Origin of the sequence: Thalassotalea eurytherma (genome assembly GCF_030161415.1) — a bacterium.
In the GTDB taxonomy this organism is placed as follows: domain Bacteria; phylum Pseudomonadota; class Gammaproteobacteria; order Enterobacterales; family Alteromonadaceae; genus Thalassotalea_G; species Thalassotalea_G eurytherma.
The window spans coordinates 126,933-145,751 of record NZ_BSSU01000010.1 but is presented as its reverse complement, the minus strand read 5'-3'; the positions used below and the strand labels follow the sequence as shown (position 1 = coordinate 145,751).

18 protein-coding genes and 1 tRNA gene are annotated in these 18,819 nt (G+C 39.0%); 12 read left to right on the top strand and 7 right to left on the bottom strand.

Annotated features, from left to right (window positions below; genetic code table 11):
- Positions 1-21 precede the first annotated feature (21 nt).
- Positions 22-2,004 carry a transketolase gene (gene tkt / locus QQK02_RS11075; protein WP_284208088.1) on the bottom strand — a complete coding sequence of 661 codons (1,983 nt, stop codon included), beginning with the start codon at positions 2,002-2,004 and terminating at the stop codon, positions 22-24.
- A 226-nt stretch (positions 2,005-2,230) separates the two neighbouring features.
- On the opposite strand from tkt, the gene QQK02_RS11070 reads away from it, so the two are divergent.
- The gene (locus QQK02_RS11070) at positions 2,231-3,154 is read left to right on the top strand and encodes a 2-hydroxyacid dehydrogenase (RefSeq protein WP_284208087.1); all 924 of its coding nucleotides are present in this window, start codon (positions 2,231-2,233) and stop codon (positions 3,152-3,154) included.
- A 335-nt stretch (positions 3,155-3,489) separates the two neighbouring features.
- Here the strand turns inward: QQK02_RS11070 and QQK02_RS11065 are convergent, their stop codons facing one another.
- The 3 genes from QQK02_RS11065 to QQK02_RS11055 all read right to left on the bottom strand — a co-directional run bounded on the left by QQK02_RS11065 (position 3,490) and on the right by QQK02_RS11055 (position 5,192).
- Entirely contained in the window at positions 3,490-3,762 is a 273-nt protein-coding gene (locus QQK02_RS11065; RefSeq protein ID WP_284208086.1) for a YgjV family protein, read from the bottom strand.
- Positions 3,763-3,895: 133 nt separating this feature from the next.
- Positions 3,896-3,972 (bottom strand) — tRNA-Arg (locus QQK02_RS11060).
- Positions 3,973-4,013: 41 nt separating this feature from the next.
- Complete coding sequence (locus QQK02_RS11055; RefSeq protein WP_284208085.1) at positions 4,014-5,192, bottom strand: flagellar assembly protein T N-terminal domain-containing protein; 1,179 nt, start codon at positions 5,190-5,192, stop codon at positions 4,014-4,016.
- A gap of 171 nt (positions 5,193-5,363) precedes the next feature.
- Here QQK02_RS11055 and QQK02_RS11050 point away from each other — a divergent pair, with 171 nt between their 5' ends.
- The 4 genes from QQK02_RS11050 (at position 5,364) to QQK02_RS11035 (ending at position 7,559) form a co-directional block, all read left to right on the top strand.
- Positions 5,364-6,008: a FlgO family outer membrane protein gene (locus QQK02_RS11050; protein ID WP_284208084.1), complete on the top strand. Its 645-nt coding sequence runs from the start codon at positions 5,364-5,366 to the stop codon at positions 6,006-6,008.
- Between the two features lie 3 nt (positions 6,009-6,011).
- Entirely contained in the window at positions 6,012-6,467 is a 456-nt protein-coding gene (locus QQK02_RS11045; RefSeq protein WP_284208083.1) for an LPP20 family lipoprotein, read from the top strand.
- A 311-nt stretch (positions 6,468-6,778) separates the two neighbouring features.
- Positions 6,779-7,318, top strand: coding sequence for a dihydrofolate reductase family protein (locus tag QQK02_RS11040; RefSeq protein WP_284208082.1), 540 nt, complete (start codon positions 6,779-6,781; stop codon positions 7,316-7,318).
- Positions 7,311-7,559 (top strand): chalcone isomerase family protein, encoded by a 249-nt coding sequence (locus QQK02_RS11035; protein WP_284208081.1) that lies wholly within the window; start codon positions 7,311-7,313, stop codon positions 7,557-7,559. Before QQK02_RS11040 ends, QQK02_RS11035 begins: the two co-directional genes overlap by 8 nt.
- 442 nt (positions 7,560-8,001) lie before the next feature.
- Here the strand turns inward: QQK02_RS11035 and QQK02_RS11030 are convergent, their stop codons facing one another.
- Complete coding sequence (locus QQK02_RS11030) at positions 8,002-8,439, bottom strand: universal stress protein (RefSeq protein ID WP_284208080.1); 438 nt, start codon at positions 8,437-8,439, stop codon at positions 8,002-8,004.
- A 289-nt stretch (positions 8,440-8,728) separates the two neighbouring features.
- Between QQK02_RS11030 and QQK02_RS11025 the strand changes: the two genes are divergently transcribed.
- From QQK02_RS11025 to QQK02_RS10995, 7 genes are all read left to right on the top strand, one after another.
- Complete coding sequence (locus QQK02_RS11025) at positions 8,729-9,091, top strand: DUF5329 domain-containing protein (protein WP_284208079.1); 363 nt, start codon at positions 8,729-8,731, stop codon at positions 9,089-9,091.
- Positions 9,037-10,008: an endonuclease/exonuclease/phosphatase family protein gene (locus QQK02_RS11020; RefSeq protein WP_284208078.1), complete on the top strand. Its 972-nt coding sequence runs from the start codon at positions 9,037-9,039 to the stop codon at positions 10,006-10,008. The genes QQK02_RS11025 and QQK02_RS11020 overlap by 55 nt, the downstream gene beginning before the upstream one ends.
- A 111-nt stretch (positions 10,009-10,119) precedes the next feature.
- A complete protein-coding gene (locus QQK02_RS11015; protein WP_284208077.1) occupies positions 10,120-11,691 on the top strand; it encodes a tetratricopeptide repeat protein in 1,572 nt (523 codons plus the stop codon).
- Positions 11,692-11,787: 96 nt separating this feature from the next.
- The gene (locus QQK02_RS11010; RefSeq protein ID WP_284208076.1) at positions 11,788-13,122 is read left to right on the top strand and encodes a DUF3943 domain-containing protein; all 1,335 of its coding nucleotides are present in this window, start codon (positions 11,788-11,790) and stop codon (positions 13,120-13,122) included.
- Between the two features lie 125 nt (positions 13,123-13,247).
- A complete protein-coding gene (locus QQK02_RS11005; protein WP_284208075.1) occupies positions 13,248-14,198 on the top strand; it encodes a response regulator in 951 nt (316 codons plus the stop codon).
- A 127-nt stretch (positions 14,199-14,325) separates the two neighbouring features.
- Positions 14,326-15,264, top strand: a complete 939-nt coding sequence (locus tag QQK02_RS11000) for a DUF808 domain-containing protein (protein WP_284208074.1) — start codon at positions 14,326-14,328, stop codon at positions 15,262-15,264.
- 141 nt (positions 15,265-15,405) lie between these two features.
- A complete protein-coding gene (locus tag QQK02_RS10995) occupies positions 15,406-16,533 on the top strand; it encodes a porin (protein ID WP_284208073.1) in 1,128 nt (375 codons plus the stop codon).
- Positions 16,534-16,569: 36 nt separating this feature from the next.
- Here QQK02_RS10995 and QQK02_RS10990 read toward each other — a convergent pair whose 3' ends face one another.
- Both QQK02_RS10990 and QQK02_RS10985 read right to left on the bottom strand, forming a co-directional pair.
- Positions 16,570-17,430, bottom strand: a complete 861-nt coding sequence (locus QQK02_RS10990) for a formylglycine-generating enzyme family protein (RefSeq protein ID WP_284208072.1) — start codon at positions 17,428-17,430, stop codon at positions 16,570-16,572.
- Positions 17,431-17,526: 96 nt separating this feature from the next.
- Entirely contained in the window at positions 17,527-18,270 is a 744-nt protein-coding gene (locus QQK02_RS10985; RefSeq protein ID WP_284208071.1) for an MBL fold metallo-hydrolase, read from the bottom strand.
- Positions 18,271-18,819 lie beyond the last annotated feature (549 nt).

Sequence of the window (18,819 nt, the reverse complement as noted above, 5' to 3'; positions counted from 1 at the left end):
TAGGGTAACAATAACGGTTATTTATAAGCTATTTGCTGTATTAACAACGTTTTCTACAGTAAAGCCAAAGTGGTCCATTAATGCGCCACCTGGTGCAGATTCACCAAAGGTCGTCATGCCAACTACTTTGCCTGCAAAGCCGACATACTTGTACCAAAAATCTGTGTGAGCAGCTTCAATCGCAACACGTTTTGTCACGCTTGAAGGCAATACTGACTCTTTATAATCAGCATCTTGAGCATCAAAGATATTTGTTGATGGCATTGAAACCACACGTACTTTATCACCAAGTTGCTCTGCCGCTTTTAATGCTAATGACACTTCAGAACCTGTCGCAATTAAAATAACCTCAGGTGCACCTACGCTATCTTTTAAGATATAGCCACCTTTAGCAATGTCAGTTACTTGAGCATCTGTGCGCGCTAACGCAGGTAAGCCTTGGCGAGAGAAAATAAGTGATGTTGGCGCATTTTGGCGCTCAACAGCGTTTTTCCATGCAACAGCAGATTCAGTACCATCGGCAGGGCGCCATGTCACCATGTTTGGTGTTGTACGTAAGTTGGTTAATTGCTCAATAGGTTGATGGGTTGGGCCATCTTCACCTTGTCCAATTGAATCATGGGTGTAAACGAAAATGTTTTGAATACCCATTAATGCCGACATACGTACCGCGTTTCTCGCGTATTCCATGAACATCATGAACGTTGCACCGTAGTTAATAAAACCACCATGTAAAGAAATACCATTCATGATACCGCTCATACCAAATTCACGCACACCATAGAAGATGTAGTTACCAGCAGGATCTGTTTCAATACCTTTTGAACCGGACCATAAGGTTAAGTTAGAGCCTGCTAAGTCAGCGCTACCACCTAATAATTCAGGTAACATTTGACCAAAAGCTTCAATTGTATTTTGTGACGCCTTACGCGAAGCAATGTTTTCAGCTTTAGCTTGTGTTTCTTGAATGTACGCGTTAGCTTTTGCTTCAAATTCGCTTGGTAAATCACCATTAATGACACGGCGTTCATATTCGCCAGCGAGTTCAGGGTGAGCTACTTTATAGGCTGCAAATTTGTCATTCCAAGCAGATTGGCTTGATTGACCTTTATCTTGTTGGCTCCAGTCAGCTGCAATATCTTCAGGGATGACAAATGGTGCATGTGGCCAGTTTAAGAATTCTCGTGCTGCTGCAATCTCATCATCACCTAATGGTGCGCCATGACAATCATGGGTACCTGATTTGTTCGGTGAACCAAAACCAATAATGGTTTTACAACAAATCATTGTTGGCTTGTCTGTGACTGATTTAGCTTCTTCAATCGCTGCATTAATCGCTTCAGGATTATGACCGTCTACGCCACTAATCACATGCCAGCCATAGGCTTCAAAACGTGCTGGTGTGTCATCGGTAAACCAACCTTCAACATGACCATCGATAGAAATACCGTTGTCATCCCAAAAAGCGACTAATTTACCTAAACCTAATGTACCTGCTAATGAACATGCTTCATGAGAGATACCTTCCATTAAACAACCGTCACCTAAGAAACAGTAAGTGAAATGGTCAACAATGTTATGGCCGTCACGGTTAAATTGAGCAGCTAATGTTTTTTCCGCAATTGCCATACCTACGGCATTTGAGATACCTGCGCCTAACGGGCCAGTAGTTGTTTCAACACCTGGCGTATAACCGTACTCAGGGTGACCTGGTGTTTTTGAATGCAATTGACGGAAGTTTTCAATTTCTGACATTGGTAAATCATAACCAGACAAATGCAGAAGCGAATAAATCAACATTGAGCCATGGCCGTTAGACAGAATAAATCGGTCACGGTCAGCCCAGTTAGGATCAGTTGGGTTGTGTTTTAGGTGATCACGCCATAAAACTTCGGCAATATCTGCCATACCCATAGGTGCACCAGGGTGTCCTGATTTTGCTTTTTGAACGGCATCCATACTTAACGCACGAATAGCATTGGCCAATTGTTGACGAGAAGGCATAATTGCTCCTGAACTCAGTAATTTTGTTGTGAAGGAAAGTTGGCGTATTCTCGCTCACCAGCGAACTGACTGCAAATAATATTATCTTATTTCTTGTATGTTTTTAGATGTATAGCGAGTTTTTGATAGATGGGTTCGTTTGATAAAAAATTTTATAAAAAATAAAAGTTTGTGATACTACTGACTTTATTAACATTTTAAGAAAAAGTATTAGGTTTTAAACGCTATGTCGATTGCACTTGTCATTACTGATCGTAATGCTGAAAAATTACAAAAGCTCTTACAAGAACGACTGCCAAATGAAGAAATTGAGCTCTGGCCTAATATTCAATGTCCAGAAAAAGTTACTTTTGCCGTTATGTGGAAGCACCCTCGAGATATATGGCAACAGCTACCGAATCTTAAAGTGGCGCAATCTCTAGGTGCTGGCGTAGACCATTTTACTTATGATAATGAAATTCCTAGCCACATCTTACTTTCTCGGATTGTTGATCAATCACTTGCAGCCCAAATGGCAGAATATGTTTTAGCTGTGATTTTAATGAGGAAATGTCGACTGGGTGTTTTTGCTCGTCAGCAGCTAGATGAAAATTGGAAATTTCAGCGACGCCTGCAAGGTAATCATGTGTTAGTGTTAGGTGTTGGCAAAATAGGTGACGTTGTCGCAAATAAACTCATTGAAAATGGATTAGCTGTCACCGGTTGGAGTCGTTCAGAAAAACTCGATAAAGCTTATCCGTGCTACTTTGGCAAAGAAGCGCTATTTGAGCAACTTGGCAATGCTGACTATGTCATTAACTTGCTACCCGATACACCTGAAACAAGACATTTAATTAACCAGCCATTTTTAGCTGCATGTAGAAAAGAGAGTTGGTTAATTAATGTCGGCAGAGGAAATACTGTTGATGAGAATGCGCTAGCCACAGCTTGTCGAGAATATGACATAGCCGGAGCAACCTTAGATGTTTTTCAGCAAGAACCTTTGCCTAAGTCTCATCGCTTTTGGCAGATAGAGAATATTGATATTACGCCTCACATTGCAGCGATTACTGATCAAAAACAAATCATTGAACAGGTAGTATTAAACTATTTAGCGATGACAAAAAGTGAAGAAATTACGAATCTTGTCGATAAAGTACGAGGTTATTAACTGTATATGCGGTGAAACGTCTTAAAATAACTGTTAAAACGTATTAAGTTATTGAAATTAATTCGTTAATCACGTAGTCTCGATTATTGAGAGTCGGTAATAATAATAACGAGTACACTCCGAAGGCAAAATATGAATAGGTCATCTCCTAGGGGATTGAAATTGACCACCGTGATGCTAGCTGTAGCTGTTTTAGCCGTATCAGCTTTTTTCAGTAATAGCGCCACAGATGGAGATAAGGACATTGTTGTAGAGCAGAGTAATTAATCTGCCTAGCAAAGGATTTAAACGTAAAAAACCCGCAGTTAGCGGGTTTTTTTATGCCTGAAGATCGATTAGCTATATTCTAGGTCGTCTTCAAAATTTGTTTTGTTTCGTTTAAATAACTTGGCAAATTTAAATTTAAATAGATAAGCACCGTTGATGCCTAAAATAATTACATTAGAAATCATACCCTGAACAACATCAATATGCGTGTAATAGATACCCAAACACATACAACCGATAAACGTTACCAGACGCAGTTTAATGATATCTTTAATAAAAAAAGCACCGATACATAAAGCCAAGCCAAGCCAGCTGATGATGTCGAAGAACATTTCGTTCATTAGTGGGTATTACTCCTAAAATTGTTTAAAAAAAGAGCGCGCATTATAAATGCAATTGAAGCGCATACAATTGAAATAAATTAGTATTGTCGGATTAGTTTTTCTAATGTTTATTTGGGGGAGGTAAAAAAGGTGGCGTCCCTGAGACGATTCGAACGTCCGACCCTTCGCTTAGGAGGCGAATGCTCTATCCAGCTGAGCTACAGGGACTTTGTTTGAAAAGCTAGCCCAATAGTTAAAGGCTAGCATTATTAATATCTTACTGCTAAATCATTGTGTTGTATATTGCCAAGTATCTCACCATCTAGTGTCGTCACTGTCGCAGTATCTTGCGTAACTTTTGTGACTTTTACCTTATAGGCGCTAACATTGAAGCCAGAGTACTGTTGACCATTGTTTGCGATAAAATTTTCTTGGTGTAAAAGAGAAAACTCATCACCTTGTTTTACGCCATGCTTCTTACCGATATTGAGTAAAAGTTCCGTTTCACCGGCGTGAATGATTTTAGCCTGTGATGGCTGGCACATTAATGACTCGTCTAAATCCATCACTGCTTGTTCTAGTAATCGATTAATTGCTAAACCATATGGGCTAGTTTGAAAGTGATTACTCGCCACATCTACTTGCTCACGGTATTTATATGTCCATGGCGATGAGGCATGATATTGTTCGCTCAAAAACGACTCACCTGTATTACCATCAAATAAATGTATTGTTAAGCCAAAGTTGCGTGGCAAGATTTTTTCTTGCCAAAATTTCCAAGAATTCGTCGCGTCTTGATCAAACGATAAGTCGGTTATTTCTGTGTAAAGGACAAATTGACTTTGCGTCATATTTGCAATGCCCCTGGTCAAATCTTTTAATTTGTTTTGTTCAAAACTGTCAATGTAACGGGCGAATTCTGTTGTATTGCTAAGTGCCAATTGGGTTTGCATATAACGGGTATTGCTTTGTAGTTGTGCATTCAATTGATGAGCAATCTGTTTATCAAGCGAGTAGATACCACCGATATTGGCTTGTTCACGATGCTTAATATGGGTTTTTGTTACCAATAGGCGCTTTTGATAATCAGCGGCAAAGCATTTTTTCTCTTGTGGGAAAATATCAGCTCTTATCGTTACGGTAACGACGTTATCTTGATGCTGCTCTTCGACTATTTCAAACCCGTTAACAATGCCGCTAGCACGCACGCTGAGCTCATCTTTAGTCATTAAGCCATTAACAACTTGCTGAACACTCGACACAGAAGCACCGGCCACAAGTAACGCTTTTTTCAACGCGTTTTCTGTCGCACGTGTTTTGGCAATATTCTTACCACTGCTGTCAATAAATGAACTACCAGATGCTTGATACCATTGAGCGTGGGCAGGCATTAGTATTGTGATTGACGTGATAATTGTCGTTACGATATGGCGTAAAAGTTTTTGCATAAAGTTATCTGTCAGGCTTTTGTCGTTAATTCTAGCTAGTTAAGCCAATGCATTTATTATGCCGAAAGGGCTGTGAGTTTTTAAGTGGCTTGTTACTCATATCAATCTTGGCGTAAATTGTGCTTAGATACCTTTATAGAAAAGATAAAATCAGCCCATAGGGGATTAATTATGAAGCCTTGGCTCGCAATTACACTACCATGTTTATTGATGGCGTGTTCATCTTCAGAGCAAGAAAATCAAGACTATTACCAAACAGATGACAGTAACCATCAGCAAATTACCGCTGCGAATATGCCGGTTCATGCGATCAATGATGTTGTCAAAGTTATGGCTGATAATCTTGTTAAATCAAGCGATTATGTATCACCGTCAACGCCTTTAGCAGTAGCGTCATTTGTCAATCTAGATGATTTAGAATCTACCCATTGGTTGGGCAACCAACTATCTGAAAGTTTAATATATGAATTGCAGCATCACGGTTTAAAAGTGGTAGATTTCAAAACGACGGGAAATATCCGCGTAACGAAAACCGGTGACTTTGTACAAAGCAGAGACTGGCAACAATTGCCGTCTCGCCAAATTATTGACTACATTGTTACCGGTACCATGGCCAAACAAGACGGTGGCGTGATGGTAAATGCGAGAATTATTGGTATGAAATCTCATATTGTTGTCGCTACATCGCAGGCTTACATTCCTGATTGGGTTGTTGGTGAGCAAATATCTAAACAACAAAACGTTAAGTTAATTAATGGCAAACTTGTTAGAGAAAGTCAGCAACCACAAGAAAAGAAAAGCTTAAAAGAGGAATAATCGATGAAACATTTTTTATTAGCTATTTTCTGCTTTGCGATTCTTTCGGCTTGTTCAAGTTTTGATAAGCATGTTCAATATGAGCGAGTAAAGCCCGAGAAATTTCCGGTGTTAACCGCTATAGGTTATGCGCCAATTAGTTTGCAAAAGTCTGAAAATGAAACCCAGCGTATGTTAATGGCGATTAATGCGTCTAAAATTGCGGCCTATGCTGAATTGGCAGAGCAAGTCTATGGTCAACAAATTACTGGACGCTCAACGATGGCTGATTTATTGGTATCAGACCAAGTATTAACGGCTAAAGTACAAGGTGTCATTCGTGGCGCAAAAGTGGTGAAAAGCTACCCCGTTGGCGATACCTATACAACAGAGCTAGCGCTTGATTTTGAAGATGTTTATCATGCGTATGAGGCTATGCATGTTGAAAAGAAAGTTAAAGACATCACCTATTCTTGGTAAATTAAGTGAGCCAGCTAATTAAGCTGGCCCTCAATCACTTCATTAGGGGCTCTTGATCTTTCATTTCAGCCAAAGCCCTGTGGGTTGACTTGAAGAAGCGATATTCTTTGTTGCTTAAAGTGTATTTGGAACAACCAAACATTACGTTAAGCACCGCGAATCTCATCTTTTTCAAGGCAACAGAGTTACAAACTGAAAGATCAACAGACCCTAGTATTTATTTCATTTTTTTATAGTTTTTGACATTTCATTATGGGTTGCAGGTCAATTTTCTACTATTATCTAAATTCTCTTTTATAAGAGGCTAACAGATGAAAAATATTGTATATATTGCCACGAGTTTAGACGGTTATATCGCTGATAAGCACGGTGGTATTGATTGGTTAGACGAGTTTGAAAACCCAGAACAAGAGGATATGGGCTTTGCCAAGCATATGGCGTCGATTGATGCACTTGTTATGGGGAAGAATACACTAGATGTTGTTTTAAGCTTTGGTGGCGACTGGCCATATAGTAAACCTGTCTTTGTACTTTCCAATAGTATGAGTAGTGTGCCTGAATCACTTCAAGATAACGTGTTTATTGTCAGTGGTGATATAAAACATATCGTCAATATGCTGCACAAGCAGGGATTTAAAAACCTTTATATTGATGGTGGCCAAGTTATTCAGCAGTTTTTGCAAGCTGAGTTGATTGACGAAATGGTCATCACAACGATACCAACCTTGTTAGGTGATGGGGCTCGTTTATTTGGTTCACTATTACAATTTCAACGTTTTACTTTAGTAGACTCAACTGTTTATCTCAACGCCCTTGTTCAAAACAGATACCGGAGAAAAAAACGTGATTAACTTTGTAGGCCACTGTTTATTTATCTGCTTGCTTGTATTGTCTAATCAAGCATTCAGCAAACAAATAACTGGAATAGAAGTGCCCGAAACAAAACATGTGACGCAAACACTATTAACGCTAAATGGTGCGGGTGTTCGTAGTAAGTTTTTTATGGATTTGTACGTTGGTTCATTGTATTTAAAAACACCAGAAACCATAGCAGATAAAGTCATTACGCTTGACGAAACAAGGCGATGCTAGGACAGTAAATTTCTAAACAAAGAGCTTAATTCATTGATTTAGATTAATTAGTTAAGCTATTAGCGTGTACCTTGCTATGGTAAAGTTTAGAAAAAACATAATTGATAACAAGTTATGCCCTTTCTGTATCTGCTAAGAACACGACAGATTATATTTTATTGTTACGCGCCGCTTCAATTGTGGTGCAGTCTGCGCTAGTGCTTTTTGTAAACCTTGTTTTAGATTATCAATTGCCCTGGTTTACGATTTTCCTGATTATTCTTGCTGAGGTGGTTTTTAATGCGATCACCTTTTGGCTACAAACACCCAAATCTGTAAATAATCCTAAACTTGTTGTTTTTATTTCGTATTGGTGTGGCGAATTCTGAAGGAAATATTGAGGTTTTCAACGATAGAAACAAAAAGTGCGACAAAATGTCGCACCCTTTAACGAAATGCTTTTTTAAGGCACGAGGACGACAGGAATACCTGCTTTATGGGCGATTTTATTTGCCACGCTACCAAGTAATAGATCAACAAATCTAGAGCGACCACGACGCCCCATAAATAACATGTTTGCGTGTTCAGCCTTTGCACATTCATGCAACACATCTACAGGATCACCCCATAGCATTTGGTAGGTTAGTTCAACGCCACAATCTGCGTGCTTATTAAGCAATGGCTCAACAATCTTTTTAAAGGTTTCATCTTGCTCATTGCCTTTGTCTACAATGTAAGGCTCATTGCCTTCCATTAGGATAGGTTGAATTTTGCCAAACTCAATTACTGAAACGATTTCTACCTGTGCTGAAGTTTGCTTTGCTAAGTTGACTGCACGCATGACTGCACGTTCGCTCCATTCACTACCGTCAACACCAACTATATATAAAGGTTTTTTCATTGTTGTGTCCTCCTTATTCAACACTAACAATAGTGCTTATGTTCATCAAGGTAGAATCATGAAGTAGATCAATAACTGGGCTTATTTTTGCTAAATATGTTAATTAGTTAGCTTTGAGCACTTGCACGAGCGTTGAACATTGACAATTGGTTGGCTCACATACTTGGTTACATACTTGTAAAACAATTGTTTGAAGTTTGAGGTTTAATGTCACTAGATGGGCAAATGATAAGAAAGTTTTTTAAAATCATTTTATAGTTAGTAAGCAGTCGGCGTGGTGGAATTTTGTATGAAACAGTTGTTGCTCGTATTAAGTTTATTTAGTTTTATGGCCTTATCGGCAGATACAACTGTGGTAGATCAAGAGATTGAGTTTTTGATTACTTCGGTTGAACAAAGTGGATGTAGTTTTCATCGAAACGGTGACAATCATTCAGCTGAGCGTGCAGCAGATCATTTACGATTAAAACTGCGACGTGGAAAAAAATATGCAGATAGTGCCGAGCACTTTATTGATAGGCTTGCTAGTAAAAGCTCGTGGACAGGTAAGGCTTATTATTTAGAGTGTGAACCAGGCAAACTCATTGAGGTTTCTCCATGGATGAACGAAAAGTTAGCGAGTTACCGCCAGCAACAAGCGAATCAGAAGTAATGAGAACTGCAGGGAAGCTAATTGCTCTCGTTTTAGGTTTTAGCTTTTGTGTTTATAGTCAAGCGTCCATTTTTGAACGAGAAGAAGTGCTAACCGTTCATTCAGACAAAACGTCTTCGGCTCAACCATCATCTCGTTCAAATCAAACCAACAGGCTTCACGTAGTCTCTTTGAATATGGCGCATGGCCGAGGCAATAGCTTTAACCAGATGTTTTTGTCTAAAAAACGGATCAAAAGTAACCTCTATAGTATTGCTGACTTTTTAAAAGAGCAAAATCCTGATGTTGTTGCTTTGCAAGAAGCCGACGGTATTTCATGGTGGAGTGGCGATTTTGACCATGTCGCGTTTTTAGCCGAAAACGCAGGTTATGATTATTTTGTTAGAGGAAACCATGTCGAGCAGTTTTTTGGTCAATATGGTACAGCGATTCTATCCAAATATCCTATTGAAGAAGCGCTAAGCTATCGCTTTAAGCCAACCCCGCCAACATTGAGTAAAGGCTTTGTTTTATCTTCAATCAAGCTACCGTGTGGCACTAAAGGTAATAAAGGAGATTGTCCTTTAGTAGATCTGTATTCGGTTCATTTAGATTTCTCACGGCAAAGCAAACGTCAGGACCAGATTGACCAACTCATGGCCGTAGTAGAGAAACGACAAAATGTGAATATTGTCATGGGGGATTTTAATTCTGTATGGCGAGGAGGTGACAAAATTATTGGTCAAATAATAAAAGGCGGCCAACTAAAGACTTATTTTAAAGAATCACTAAGCCTAGCAACTTATGGTGACAATCGATTTGATTGGATATTCGTTTCCCCTGAATTGTCGTTCATAAGCTATCGTGTATCAGCTGAAGTTTTATCAGATCATCAAGCAATATCTGCACAAATCCTTATCCCTACTGCTATTAAATAAAATGTGTTTTTCTAGTTGTCGTAATTGCTATCAAAAAACGCGATAAAATGCTATTTTGACAGTCTTGTAGATCCTTCTAGCTTTTAAAAATCAAATAATAAGAATTATAAAGTGCATCGTTTTTTATCAATATTAATCATTTGTTTAACTCTCTCATTCTCTTCAACAGCGGCTAACAGCGCTCTTGAAAGCCAGTTGAATGACATTAAAAATATCGAAAATCGTGAACAAGCGATACAAGCTTTTTCTGGTTTACGTGAATCGTTAGATGATAGTTTAAGTAAGTCTAAGGTCGATATTGCGCAGGTTTATTATTTGATTGAAGGTGGGCAGATTAAAAGAGCTAGAGATGTTGCTCAACAAGCGATGAACTTTGCTGAATTTCATAACTTAGATAGCCAACTAGCGATAGCTAATAAACTTGAAGCTGTTACTCATTACTACCTCGGAGATTATGAGCAGTCGATAGACGGTTATCGAGCAACGCTCGTGTATTACCGTATGATCAATGATCATATTCAAGAAGCTAATTTATTGAATAACATCGGGTTGGTTCAAATAAGACTTGCTGAATATGATGACGCATTGATTTCATATAAAGAGGCGCAACATTTATACCAACGTTATGGTAGTGAACAAGATCAAGTGGATATCCAGCGAAATTTGGGTGTTTTATACATTGCATTAAGGCAATATGATGAAGCCATTTCTGCCTATGAAGGCGTTATTGCTTGGTATAAAGTTAATACGCCAACAAGTAGCTTGATGGAAACGTATGGTGAATATAGTGTTGCCCTGAAATACGCAAAACAGTTTGAAGAGGCTAAAGAGTATGGCATACAAGCAGTCGAATACTATCAAGGAGCAGGAAATCAATATAAGTTAGCTGCATCACTCCATAACCTGTCTGAAGTTTTCTATGAGCTCGGTGACATTAATCAAGCTAAGCATAATTCTCAACGCGCTGCAAATGCGGCTCGCGCTGCTGGGCATAAACAAGCCTTATCTGGCGCACTATATACGCTAGCCAAATCAAATTTTTCATCTGTTCAAATTACGCCGGCCATTGAACAGTTAGAAGAAGCTAATCAAATTGCTGAGCAAGCTAAAGATGATACTTTGATGGTTAACATCTATTGGTTATACGCCATGATATATGCTAATACAGGTGATCTTGAAAAAGCACGGGCGTATCAAGGAAAGGCTATTTCTAAACAACATGGCTTATCAAATGCTTCACTTAATGAAAAATTAGCGCGTTACCAATCTACAGAGTTAGCGCTCGAAGTTGAACAACTTAAACAGACTCAGGCGCTTGAAGAGGCAAAGTCTAAACAACAATTTCAGTATTGGTTGTTTTTAACTATCGGCATCATTCTTTTTGGTTTTATTTCATTTTTTATGTTTAGTCGTAATGCCGAAAGGCGAGCAAAGCAGATTCTCACTCAGCAATTAAAACAGCGTTCAGCAAAAGTTGAAGAGTTGAGTAAAGAGCTATCAGAAACGATTAAAGCTGAAAAGGCAAACTCTCAACAGCTTTCGAGTCAGCTGAAGTCACCGATTGATGATATTGATTACCAACTTAATAAGGTGATGACAAAACCTGAAATTGATAATGAGACTAAATCAGCTTTAGCTGATATCCAAGAAAACGTTCAAAGGCTGCGCAACAAATTAGATTAAAATCAGAAATATCATTATTTTAAGTGTTGAATTAATCGACAATTCTTCTATGGTAAAGGTATAAGTACTCCATAAAGAAGCGTATCGGGATTTTACATGCCAAATCTAATAAAACCATTCTCAGCTATCTGTATAGCAATATCCCTTTCCTTTAACGCAATGGCGAATGACGAACAGAGTGTGGAACGGGTCACTAATACTATTTGGGAACAGAAAAATCCTCAGCAATACCTCCTTGATGACCCCTACGATGTTTCATTATTTGATGCAAAACATGGCGAAGATAAAGAGCGATTGTGGTCGCAAACAAAGTCAATTTTTGGCTATGGTCTTGGTGTTATCGGTGTTATTGCACTGATGCCTGAAGATATCTCAAATTGGGAAAAAGATGGTAATGCACTAAAAAAATGGGGAGATAATGTCACAAATCCACCGGTTTGGGATCGCGATGTAGCCTGGATAAATTTGCTTGGGCACCCATATTTTGGTGGTGTTTATTACCAAGTAGCCCGTAAGTCAGGCTATCGTCAATGGGACTCTTTTGTCTACGCCGCTATGATGTCTACGTTTTATTGGGAATACGGGGTAGAGGCTTTCGCTGAACGCCCTTCAATTCAAGACTTAGTCGTAACGCCTGTTTTGGGTTGGGTGTGGGGCGAGTGGGCCTTTCAAACAGAGCAAGAGCTTCGAGCAACGGGTGGCAAGGTATGGGGCCAAGAGTGGTTAGGCTCTACAGCATTGTTTTTCTTAGACCCTGTTGATAGCTTAGGTCGGGGTATTAATAATTTGTTTGATAGACAAGTTATTCGTGCCGGTACCGGTTATCTCTCTGTTAATGAAGTACCAATTGGTGTTGACGGTCAATCTGAAACACTTGTCAGATATAATATGGAGTTTTTGTTAGGGGATGGTGGCATTAATAATGGTCAATACAAAAGTTATCAATATACCAAGGTGACCTCAGATCCTATTGATACGAGTATTGTTGGCATTGGTCTTGGTTTAGGCCATACAAATTTAGATGATAGCTGGCAGCTAGAAAATGCCCCGTTATTAAATACATCTCTGGGTTTATATTTCAGCAAAAAATACTCTGCACGTCTTAATTATTCTCGTGGTCATGCTGACAGTCAGTTGACAGGCGAGGAGTTTACTTATGAACATTACAGTGTTAGTGGTCAGCGTTATTTCAATACAGAAAGTGATATTAGACCGTTTGTTACGTTAGGTTTTGGTGAAGAGATGAAAGATCAAGACCGAGACAGAAAAACATTTGTTACCAGTTTCGGGGGCGGTTTGTATTATAAATTAAATAATAATTTGAGTGTAGAAGCTGAACCAAAGAGATTGGTGAGCACTCGCTACGACACATTAGATGATGTTTTTGGTTTAAACCTAATCTATCGCTTCAACCGGGGAGAATGGTTCTAAACTAACGCTAATTACCTTAGAAAATAGGGTTTCCCTGCTATTTATCTTGCATTATGTTGCAAAATTGTTAGCGCTCTAGTAGGTTATTTGGATAAAAGTGATTCTAATAATAATAAGGAAAGCTCATGTCTGTAGAAACCATCTATAAAGTAATCTTGTACCCGTTTATTAAAGAGTCTATTGCTAGCCTCAATTCGATGACTGAACTTACTGGCGACGCCGGCGAAGCATTTGTTGACAGTGTCGATGACTTTCGTTTTAAAGGATATGCTGTTTGTTCTGATATTACTGGTGGGCTTGATGGTGTCATTATGATGCATCATTATCCAGAAACAGCCATTGCAATCGGCAATTCTGTTTGTCAAAAAATGTTCGATGAAAACTACGATTATGAAGAAATTAATGAAGAGCTTAGTCATGCGTTAGCAGAGTGGGGCAATACGATTGTTGGTCGTTCTACTGAGCTGCATGGACGTTACAATTTAGACTATGACTTCTCAAGCCCATATTTTGTTCACGATGTGAATGATATGGAAACCTATTTAGAGGGCGTTAAAGAAGTTATCACGGTGCCAATTATGGTTGAAGGTGTTGGTCGATACTACTTTAACTTATTAATTCGTAATGTTTCTTACCAAGAAATTAGTGACAAAAAGCCGACAGAGAATGTAACAGGCATTGCTAATCCGCATTCAACAGAGCTGCCGGTAAGCTCAAAAATATTACTTGTTGACGACAGTTTAATGATTCGTAAAGCAATGAAACGCTACTTAAACCAGTTAGGTTACGATAACGTAATCGAAGCTGATGATGGCGATAGCGCTGTAGAATTAGTTAAATCGCAAAACCCCGACTTTATGTTTATGGATGTTGTAATGAACGATGTTAACGGTAACGAAGCATTGAGAATGATTAGAGCGATGGGCAGTGATATTCCTGTGGTGATGTTGTCATCTGTTACCGATCAAAAACTCGTTTCTGAATGTGAAGAGCACGGTGTTTCAGGTTTTATCTTTAAGCCTATTCAAGCCGATAGCGGTGCAGAAATCATTAAGGATTATTTAAAAATAGCTTAATCGACCAAATATGTAACTAAGCCGATGTTTATCATCGGCTTTTTTGGGTTTTAGCCTCTGCCAAAACTTGTGTTTACTAGTGACAAGAGGCTAATCTAACAAGATTCTTTTTTTATTTGGAGTGCTCATGGCTGGTACAAGTTTATTAGCATTAATCGATGATATTGCAGCGTTACTTGACGATGTTGCTGTAATGTCTAAAGTAGCGGCTAAAAAAACAGCAGGCGTCTTAGGTGATGATTTAGCGGTGAATGCACAACAGGTCAGTGGAGTAAAAGCTGATCGAGAGCTGCCAGTGGTGTGGGCTGTTGCAAAGGGTAGCTTTAAAAATAAATTTATATTGGTTCCTGCGGCGTTACTCATTAGCGCCTTTATCCCATGGTTGATAACACCGTTACTGATTCTTGGTGGTTGTTTTTTGTGTTATGAAGGTGTCGAAAAGATAGCACATTGGATATCTCCAGATAAAAAAGATAGTGATGACCACCAAGCTTTAGTTGACGCAGTGAAGACTGAAGAGGTTGATCTCGTTGCTTTTGAACAGCAAAAAATTAAAGGTGCTATACGGACGGATTTTATATTGTCGGCTGAAATTGTCGTCATTGCGTTAGGCACTGTTCAAACACAAACCATACAGATGCAAACACTTGTAGTTTCAACCATTGCATTGTTAATTACGTTTGGTGTTTACGGGCTAGTGGCTGGTATTGTTAAAATTGATGATGCGGGTTTACACCTAGTTGAAAAAAGTGAGCACGGTAGTAAAAGTACGTTGCTCAATCTCATCGGAAAAGGTATGTTGGCGTTCGCCCCAAAATTAATGAAAACCTTAACGGTTGTCGGCACGATTGCTATGCTGTTAGTTGGCGGTGGAATTTTTACTCATGGTATTCCCGCGCTTCATCACTTGGTTGAATTATCAAGTGATACGATAGAAACGCTGCCAACTATTGGCCACTTTCTAAGTCAGCTTTCTACTGTATTAATTAATATGACTTTAGGGTTTATTGTTGGGGCAATTATCTATTTTGTGATTGAAATCATCCAAAAACTAAAAGCAAAGTAACGCTTTTGCCTTGGCGATTCTAATTGCGTAACGCTTATTACAAAATGTAGCAATCATCCTGATAAAAACTTGATACCTTTTATTAACTGTTTTCATTTTTCATTTTTCACTCTTTGCCGACAATGTGTTCAATGAGCCAATATGACTAATTTTCTTCTTCAAAATATTGTTACTAATTCGGCGTTCATTACCTCGATAATCACTAGTTCTTGTTTCATGCCGGTTCATGCCTCTGAAGCGAGTGAGACTGATTCGTTTTGGGATATGATGACATTGTATGAAAATGATCAAGGTGATTATTTAAAAGCGACAGGGCGTTTGCAAGTTGACTCTTTTTGGTTAGACAGTAACCAAGCAGGTCAAATGTCTGATATTTATTGGCGTAGGGCCAGGCTAGGTATGGCCGGTCAATATAAAGAAATCACGATGTCTCTCGGTGTCGATTTAGATTTAAATAATAGTTTTGACGATAGTTTTAAACGTATCACAAATGCCAACTTTAGTTGGTACTTAGATTCTGGTGCAAAGGTTAAAGTCCTGAAACAAAAAGTACCATTCATGCTTGGCGGAAAAACATCGAGTAAAAGATTACTCACCACCGAACGCAGTAATTTAACGAGAAACCTATGGTTCGTGAATGAATATTTCACCGGTGTTAGTATCGAAAATACCTTAGATAATAATTGGTATTATTTTGCTGGCTTCTATTCTAGTGATGAATCAGAGGGCGTTTCTCTGGAGCAACCTAGCTTTTTTGGTTTGTATTCATTAGGGCGATCGTTTGGTGCCAATGAATACTGGGACAACGCAATATTTACGTTAGATACCGTGATAAATGATTCACAACCAGAGGCCAATACTGAAGACTTCTCACAAGTGAGTAGCTTTTCTTCGAAAATACATCGAGGTCAATGGGGGCTTTGGAGCGATATTGCATACGGTGATGGTGCTTCTGGTCAAAGTGATTTGTGGGGCTATGAAATTATGCCGTTTTATCGTCAGTCAGATAAGTTGCAGTGGGTACTTAGATATACCTATATCCGCAGTCAAGATGAAAATGGCGTTCGCCTTGGACGAAATAACAGTCAAATTGAATCAGGTCGTGGTGATAAATATCGAGAATTGTATGGCGGCGTCAACTGGTACTTCAATAGCCATAAATTAAAGCTTCAACTGGGTCTGCAATATGCTGATATGGCAGATAGTGCCGATGACGGTGGTGAATTTAATGGTTGGGGGGTAACAACTGCATTTCGTATGTATTGGTAACAAAGGCTATCAAGATTTAAGCGATAGCCCGTCGTTTTATTTACTATGGGCTAGACGAAGACCTAAATCAGGCATTCTTACATTATCGCTAGCCATATCTCTGATAAAGACCATTGACTCATCAGCATCAAATTCATAACCAGAGCCGCGCGTTACCTTCATCTTAATTTTCGCATTTGGAATATTGATAACAACTTTTGGGTTTTTCTTATCGTGATGGGCATAAGACTTTTCGTCAAAGTCATCCGCAACAAATTCCCACATATTACCTGTCATATCATATAGACCAAGTTCATTAGGTTTTTTTAAACCAACTTCTTGGGCTTTTCTTTTAGCATTGCCTGCGTACCATGCAACATCGTCAATATTGTCTGAGCCGCTATACAGGTACCCTTTAGATTGTTGACCGCCACGTGCAGCATATTCCCATTCAGCTTCTGTTGGTAAGCGATAGTTTTTTCCTGTTCGAGCATTAAGTTTAGCAAGGAAGATATCGACTTGTTTAAAGCTCAGGTTGTTTAATGGGCACTTGTCACATTGAAAATAACTTGGGTTCCAACCCATTACTTCAACAAACAAGTCTTGAGTAACTTCATACTTACTCATGTAAAAGCTATCTAAACTCACTTCATGGACGGGCTTTTCTCTATCTCTTGCGCCAGGATGATCTGAACCCATAAGAAAGTTACCACCTTGTACCTTAACCATGCTGTCTTTTAGTTCAACATTGAATTGTTCAGGTAATGGCGCAGTGCTGTATTTAGGCGCATTGGCTTGGTGTTGTTTTGTTTGCTCTAGCATTTGGCTTTCTTCATTAGTGGGGGAAGTAGAGCCGCAAGCAATCAATGTTGATGTTGTGAGTGCAACAGCAGACATTTTTACTAGTGAGTATTTCATAGGGTTCTTATAGTCGTTATAAACTTCTTTATTTGTAGCAAAGTATAGTTTATTAAACAATCAATAAAGTATATGGCAGTTGTTACTAGCGGGTATTTAACTTAATGACTTAAAAAGCTTTTTCTTTACAGAGCGCCAGTGTGTTTGCGGCTCTTTAGGGGCCAATTGATTAATCAGTGGGAAGTCTAGGGCTGACTTTTGCTGCTTACCGCCATGAGCAAATAAAACATGTTCGACATCAAGCGCCTCAAGTTTTGCAATAGAGCGTTTGTATCTGTTTGGATAGAATACTGGAAAAGGTGGAATAAATTGTCCTTTTACGCTGACCAGTAAATCAGCAATATAAACTTGTTTACTTTCTTGATGATAAACCGACAAGTCGCGATCAGTGTGACCTTGGGTAAATAGAACGCGCCATTCTTCGAAACCCGGTATTGCATCTTGATCGTTAAGTAAAATATCAAAGCTTAACTTACGGGCGTAACGTATTTTACGTTTTCCTTTACCAATTCGCTTGCCAACCCATCGAGCTAAGGCCATATCGGTTAAGTGCATAAAATAACCGTCTATTCCTTGATACCAATGTCCCTCGACGTTAGCACCAATAAGCTTACAGCCTGTAATTTTTCTTAGTTTGTCTGCGCCACCAGCATGATCGGGGTGCATGTGGGTAACAACAACTTTTTCTAAGTTTTGCACTGGTAATTTTAAGGTTTGGGTGATGTAAGACAACACGGGTTTTACATCAGCACGACAACAGCCATCAAGTAACATGAGTTTTTGATTGTGCTCAACGAGGTAAATTTGCTGAATATAACCATCAAACTGATGTAGCTGCATAGAAAAAGACACCTGAGCGAATAAAACTCTATCTTACAGGTGTCTATATAAAAAAATCTAGTGATTTAGCGGTTAAAAGACCCAAAGACCGACACTATCAATTTTTAATCGGCGAGGTTGACTGAGCAGATACACGACCATACGGCCGATATCTTCATTTTCAATACGTGATTGAACAACAGCCTCGGCTAATGTTTTTTGAGGTTGAATCAGCGCAGGGTTTAAGAATGCACATGAATACCAAATTCTCGTACTTCTTCTTGCCGTGCTTTACCTAAAACGACCAGGGCTAACTTTGACGCATAGTAAACGCCTGCATTAGCATTCCGTTAATTGCTGATTATCAGGCAATGTTTAGCACGTAACCTTCTTTGTTTTCAATCATGTGTGGCAGTCAAGCGTTAGACATCAAAATTGCGCCCTTACTCAGCGACAGTATCATTTATGGTGTCGCCTGAACGCGAACAAATCGCAACTTTCATCCCTTGTTCGAGTAACAAAGCGGGTAATTGGCTTTCCTTAGCCTTTAACTTCGCCGGTAACAATAAC

Coding starts and splice junctions, on each gene's coding strand:
- QQK02_RS11055 (WP_284208085.1), bottom strand. CDS start 5,192: ATGCAAAAACTTTTACGCCATATCGTAACGACAATTATCACGTCAATC.
- QQK02_RS10990 (WP_284208072.1), bottom strand. CDS start 17,430: ATGAAATACTCACTAGTAAAAATGTCTGCTGTTGCACTCACAACATCA.
- QQK02_RS11070 (WP_284208087.1), top strand. CDS start 2,231: ATGTCGATTGCACTTGTCATTACTGATCGTAATGCTGAAAAATTACAA.
- QQK02_RS11005 (WP_284208075.1), top strand. CDS start 13,248: ATGTCTGTAGAAACCATCTATAAAGTAATCTTGTACCCGTTTATTAAA.
- QQK02_RS10995 (WP_284208073.1), top strand. CDS start 15,406: ATGACTAATTTTCTTCTTCAAAATATTGTTACTAATTCGGCGTTCATT.
- tkt (WP_284208088.1), bottom strand. CDS start 2,004: ATGCCTTCTCGTCAACAATTGGCCAATGCTATTCGTGCGTTAAGTATG.
- QQK02_RS11010 (WP_284208076.1), top strand. CDS start 11,788: ATGCCAAATCTAATAAAACCATTCTCAGCTATCTGTATAGCAATATCC.
- QQK02_RS11065 (WP_284208086.1), bottom strand. CDS start 3,762: ATGAACGAAATGTTCTTCGACATCATCAGCTGGCTTGGCTTGGCTTTA.
- QQK02_RS10985 (WP_284208071.1), bottom strand. CDS start 18,270: ATGCAGCTACATCAGTTTGATGGTTATATTCAGCAAATTTACCTCGTT.
- QQK02_RS11025 (WP_284208079.1), top strand. CDS start 8,729: ATGAAACAGTTGTTGCTCGTATTAAGTTTATTTAGTTTTATGGCCTTA.
- QQK02_RS11040 (WP_284208082.1), top strand. CDS start 6,779: ATGAAAAATATTGTATATATTGCCACGAGTTTAGACGGTTATATCGCT.
- QQK02_RS11000 (WP_284208074.1), top strand. CDS start 14,326: ATGGCTGGTACAAGTTTATTAGCATTAATCGATGATATTGCAGCGTTA.
- QQK02_RS11045 (WP_284208083.1), top strand. CDS start 6,012: ATGAAACATTTTTTATTAGCTATTTTCTGCTTTGCGATTCTTTCGGCT.
- QQK02_RS11050 (WP_284208084.1), top strand. CDS start 5,364: ATGAAGCCTTGGCTCGCAATTACACTACCATGTTTATTGATGGCGTGT.
- QQK02_RS11020 (WP_284208078.1), top strand. CDS start 9,037: ATGGATGAACGAAAAGTTAGCGAGTTACCGCCAGCAACAAGCGAATCA.
- QQK02_RS11030 (WP_284208080.1), bottom strand. CDS start 8,439: ATGAAAAAACCTTTATATATAGTTGGTGTTGACGGTAGTGAATGGAGC.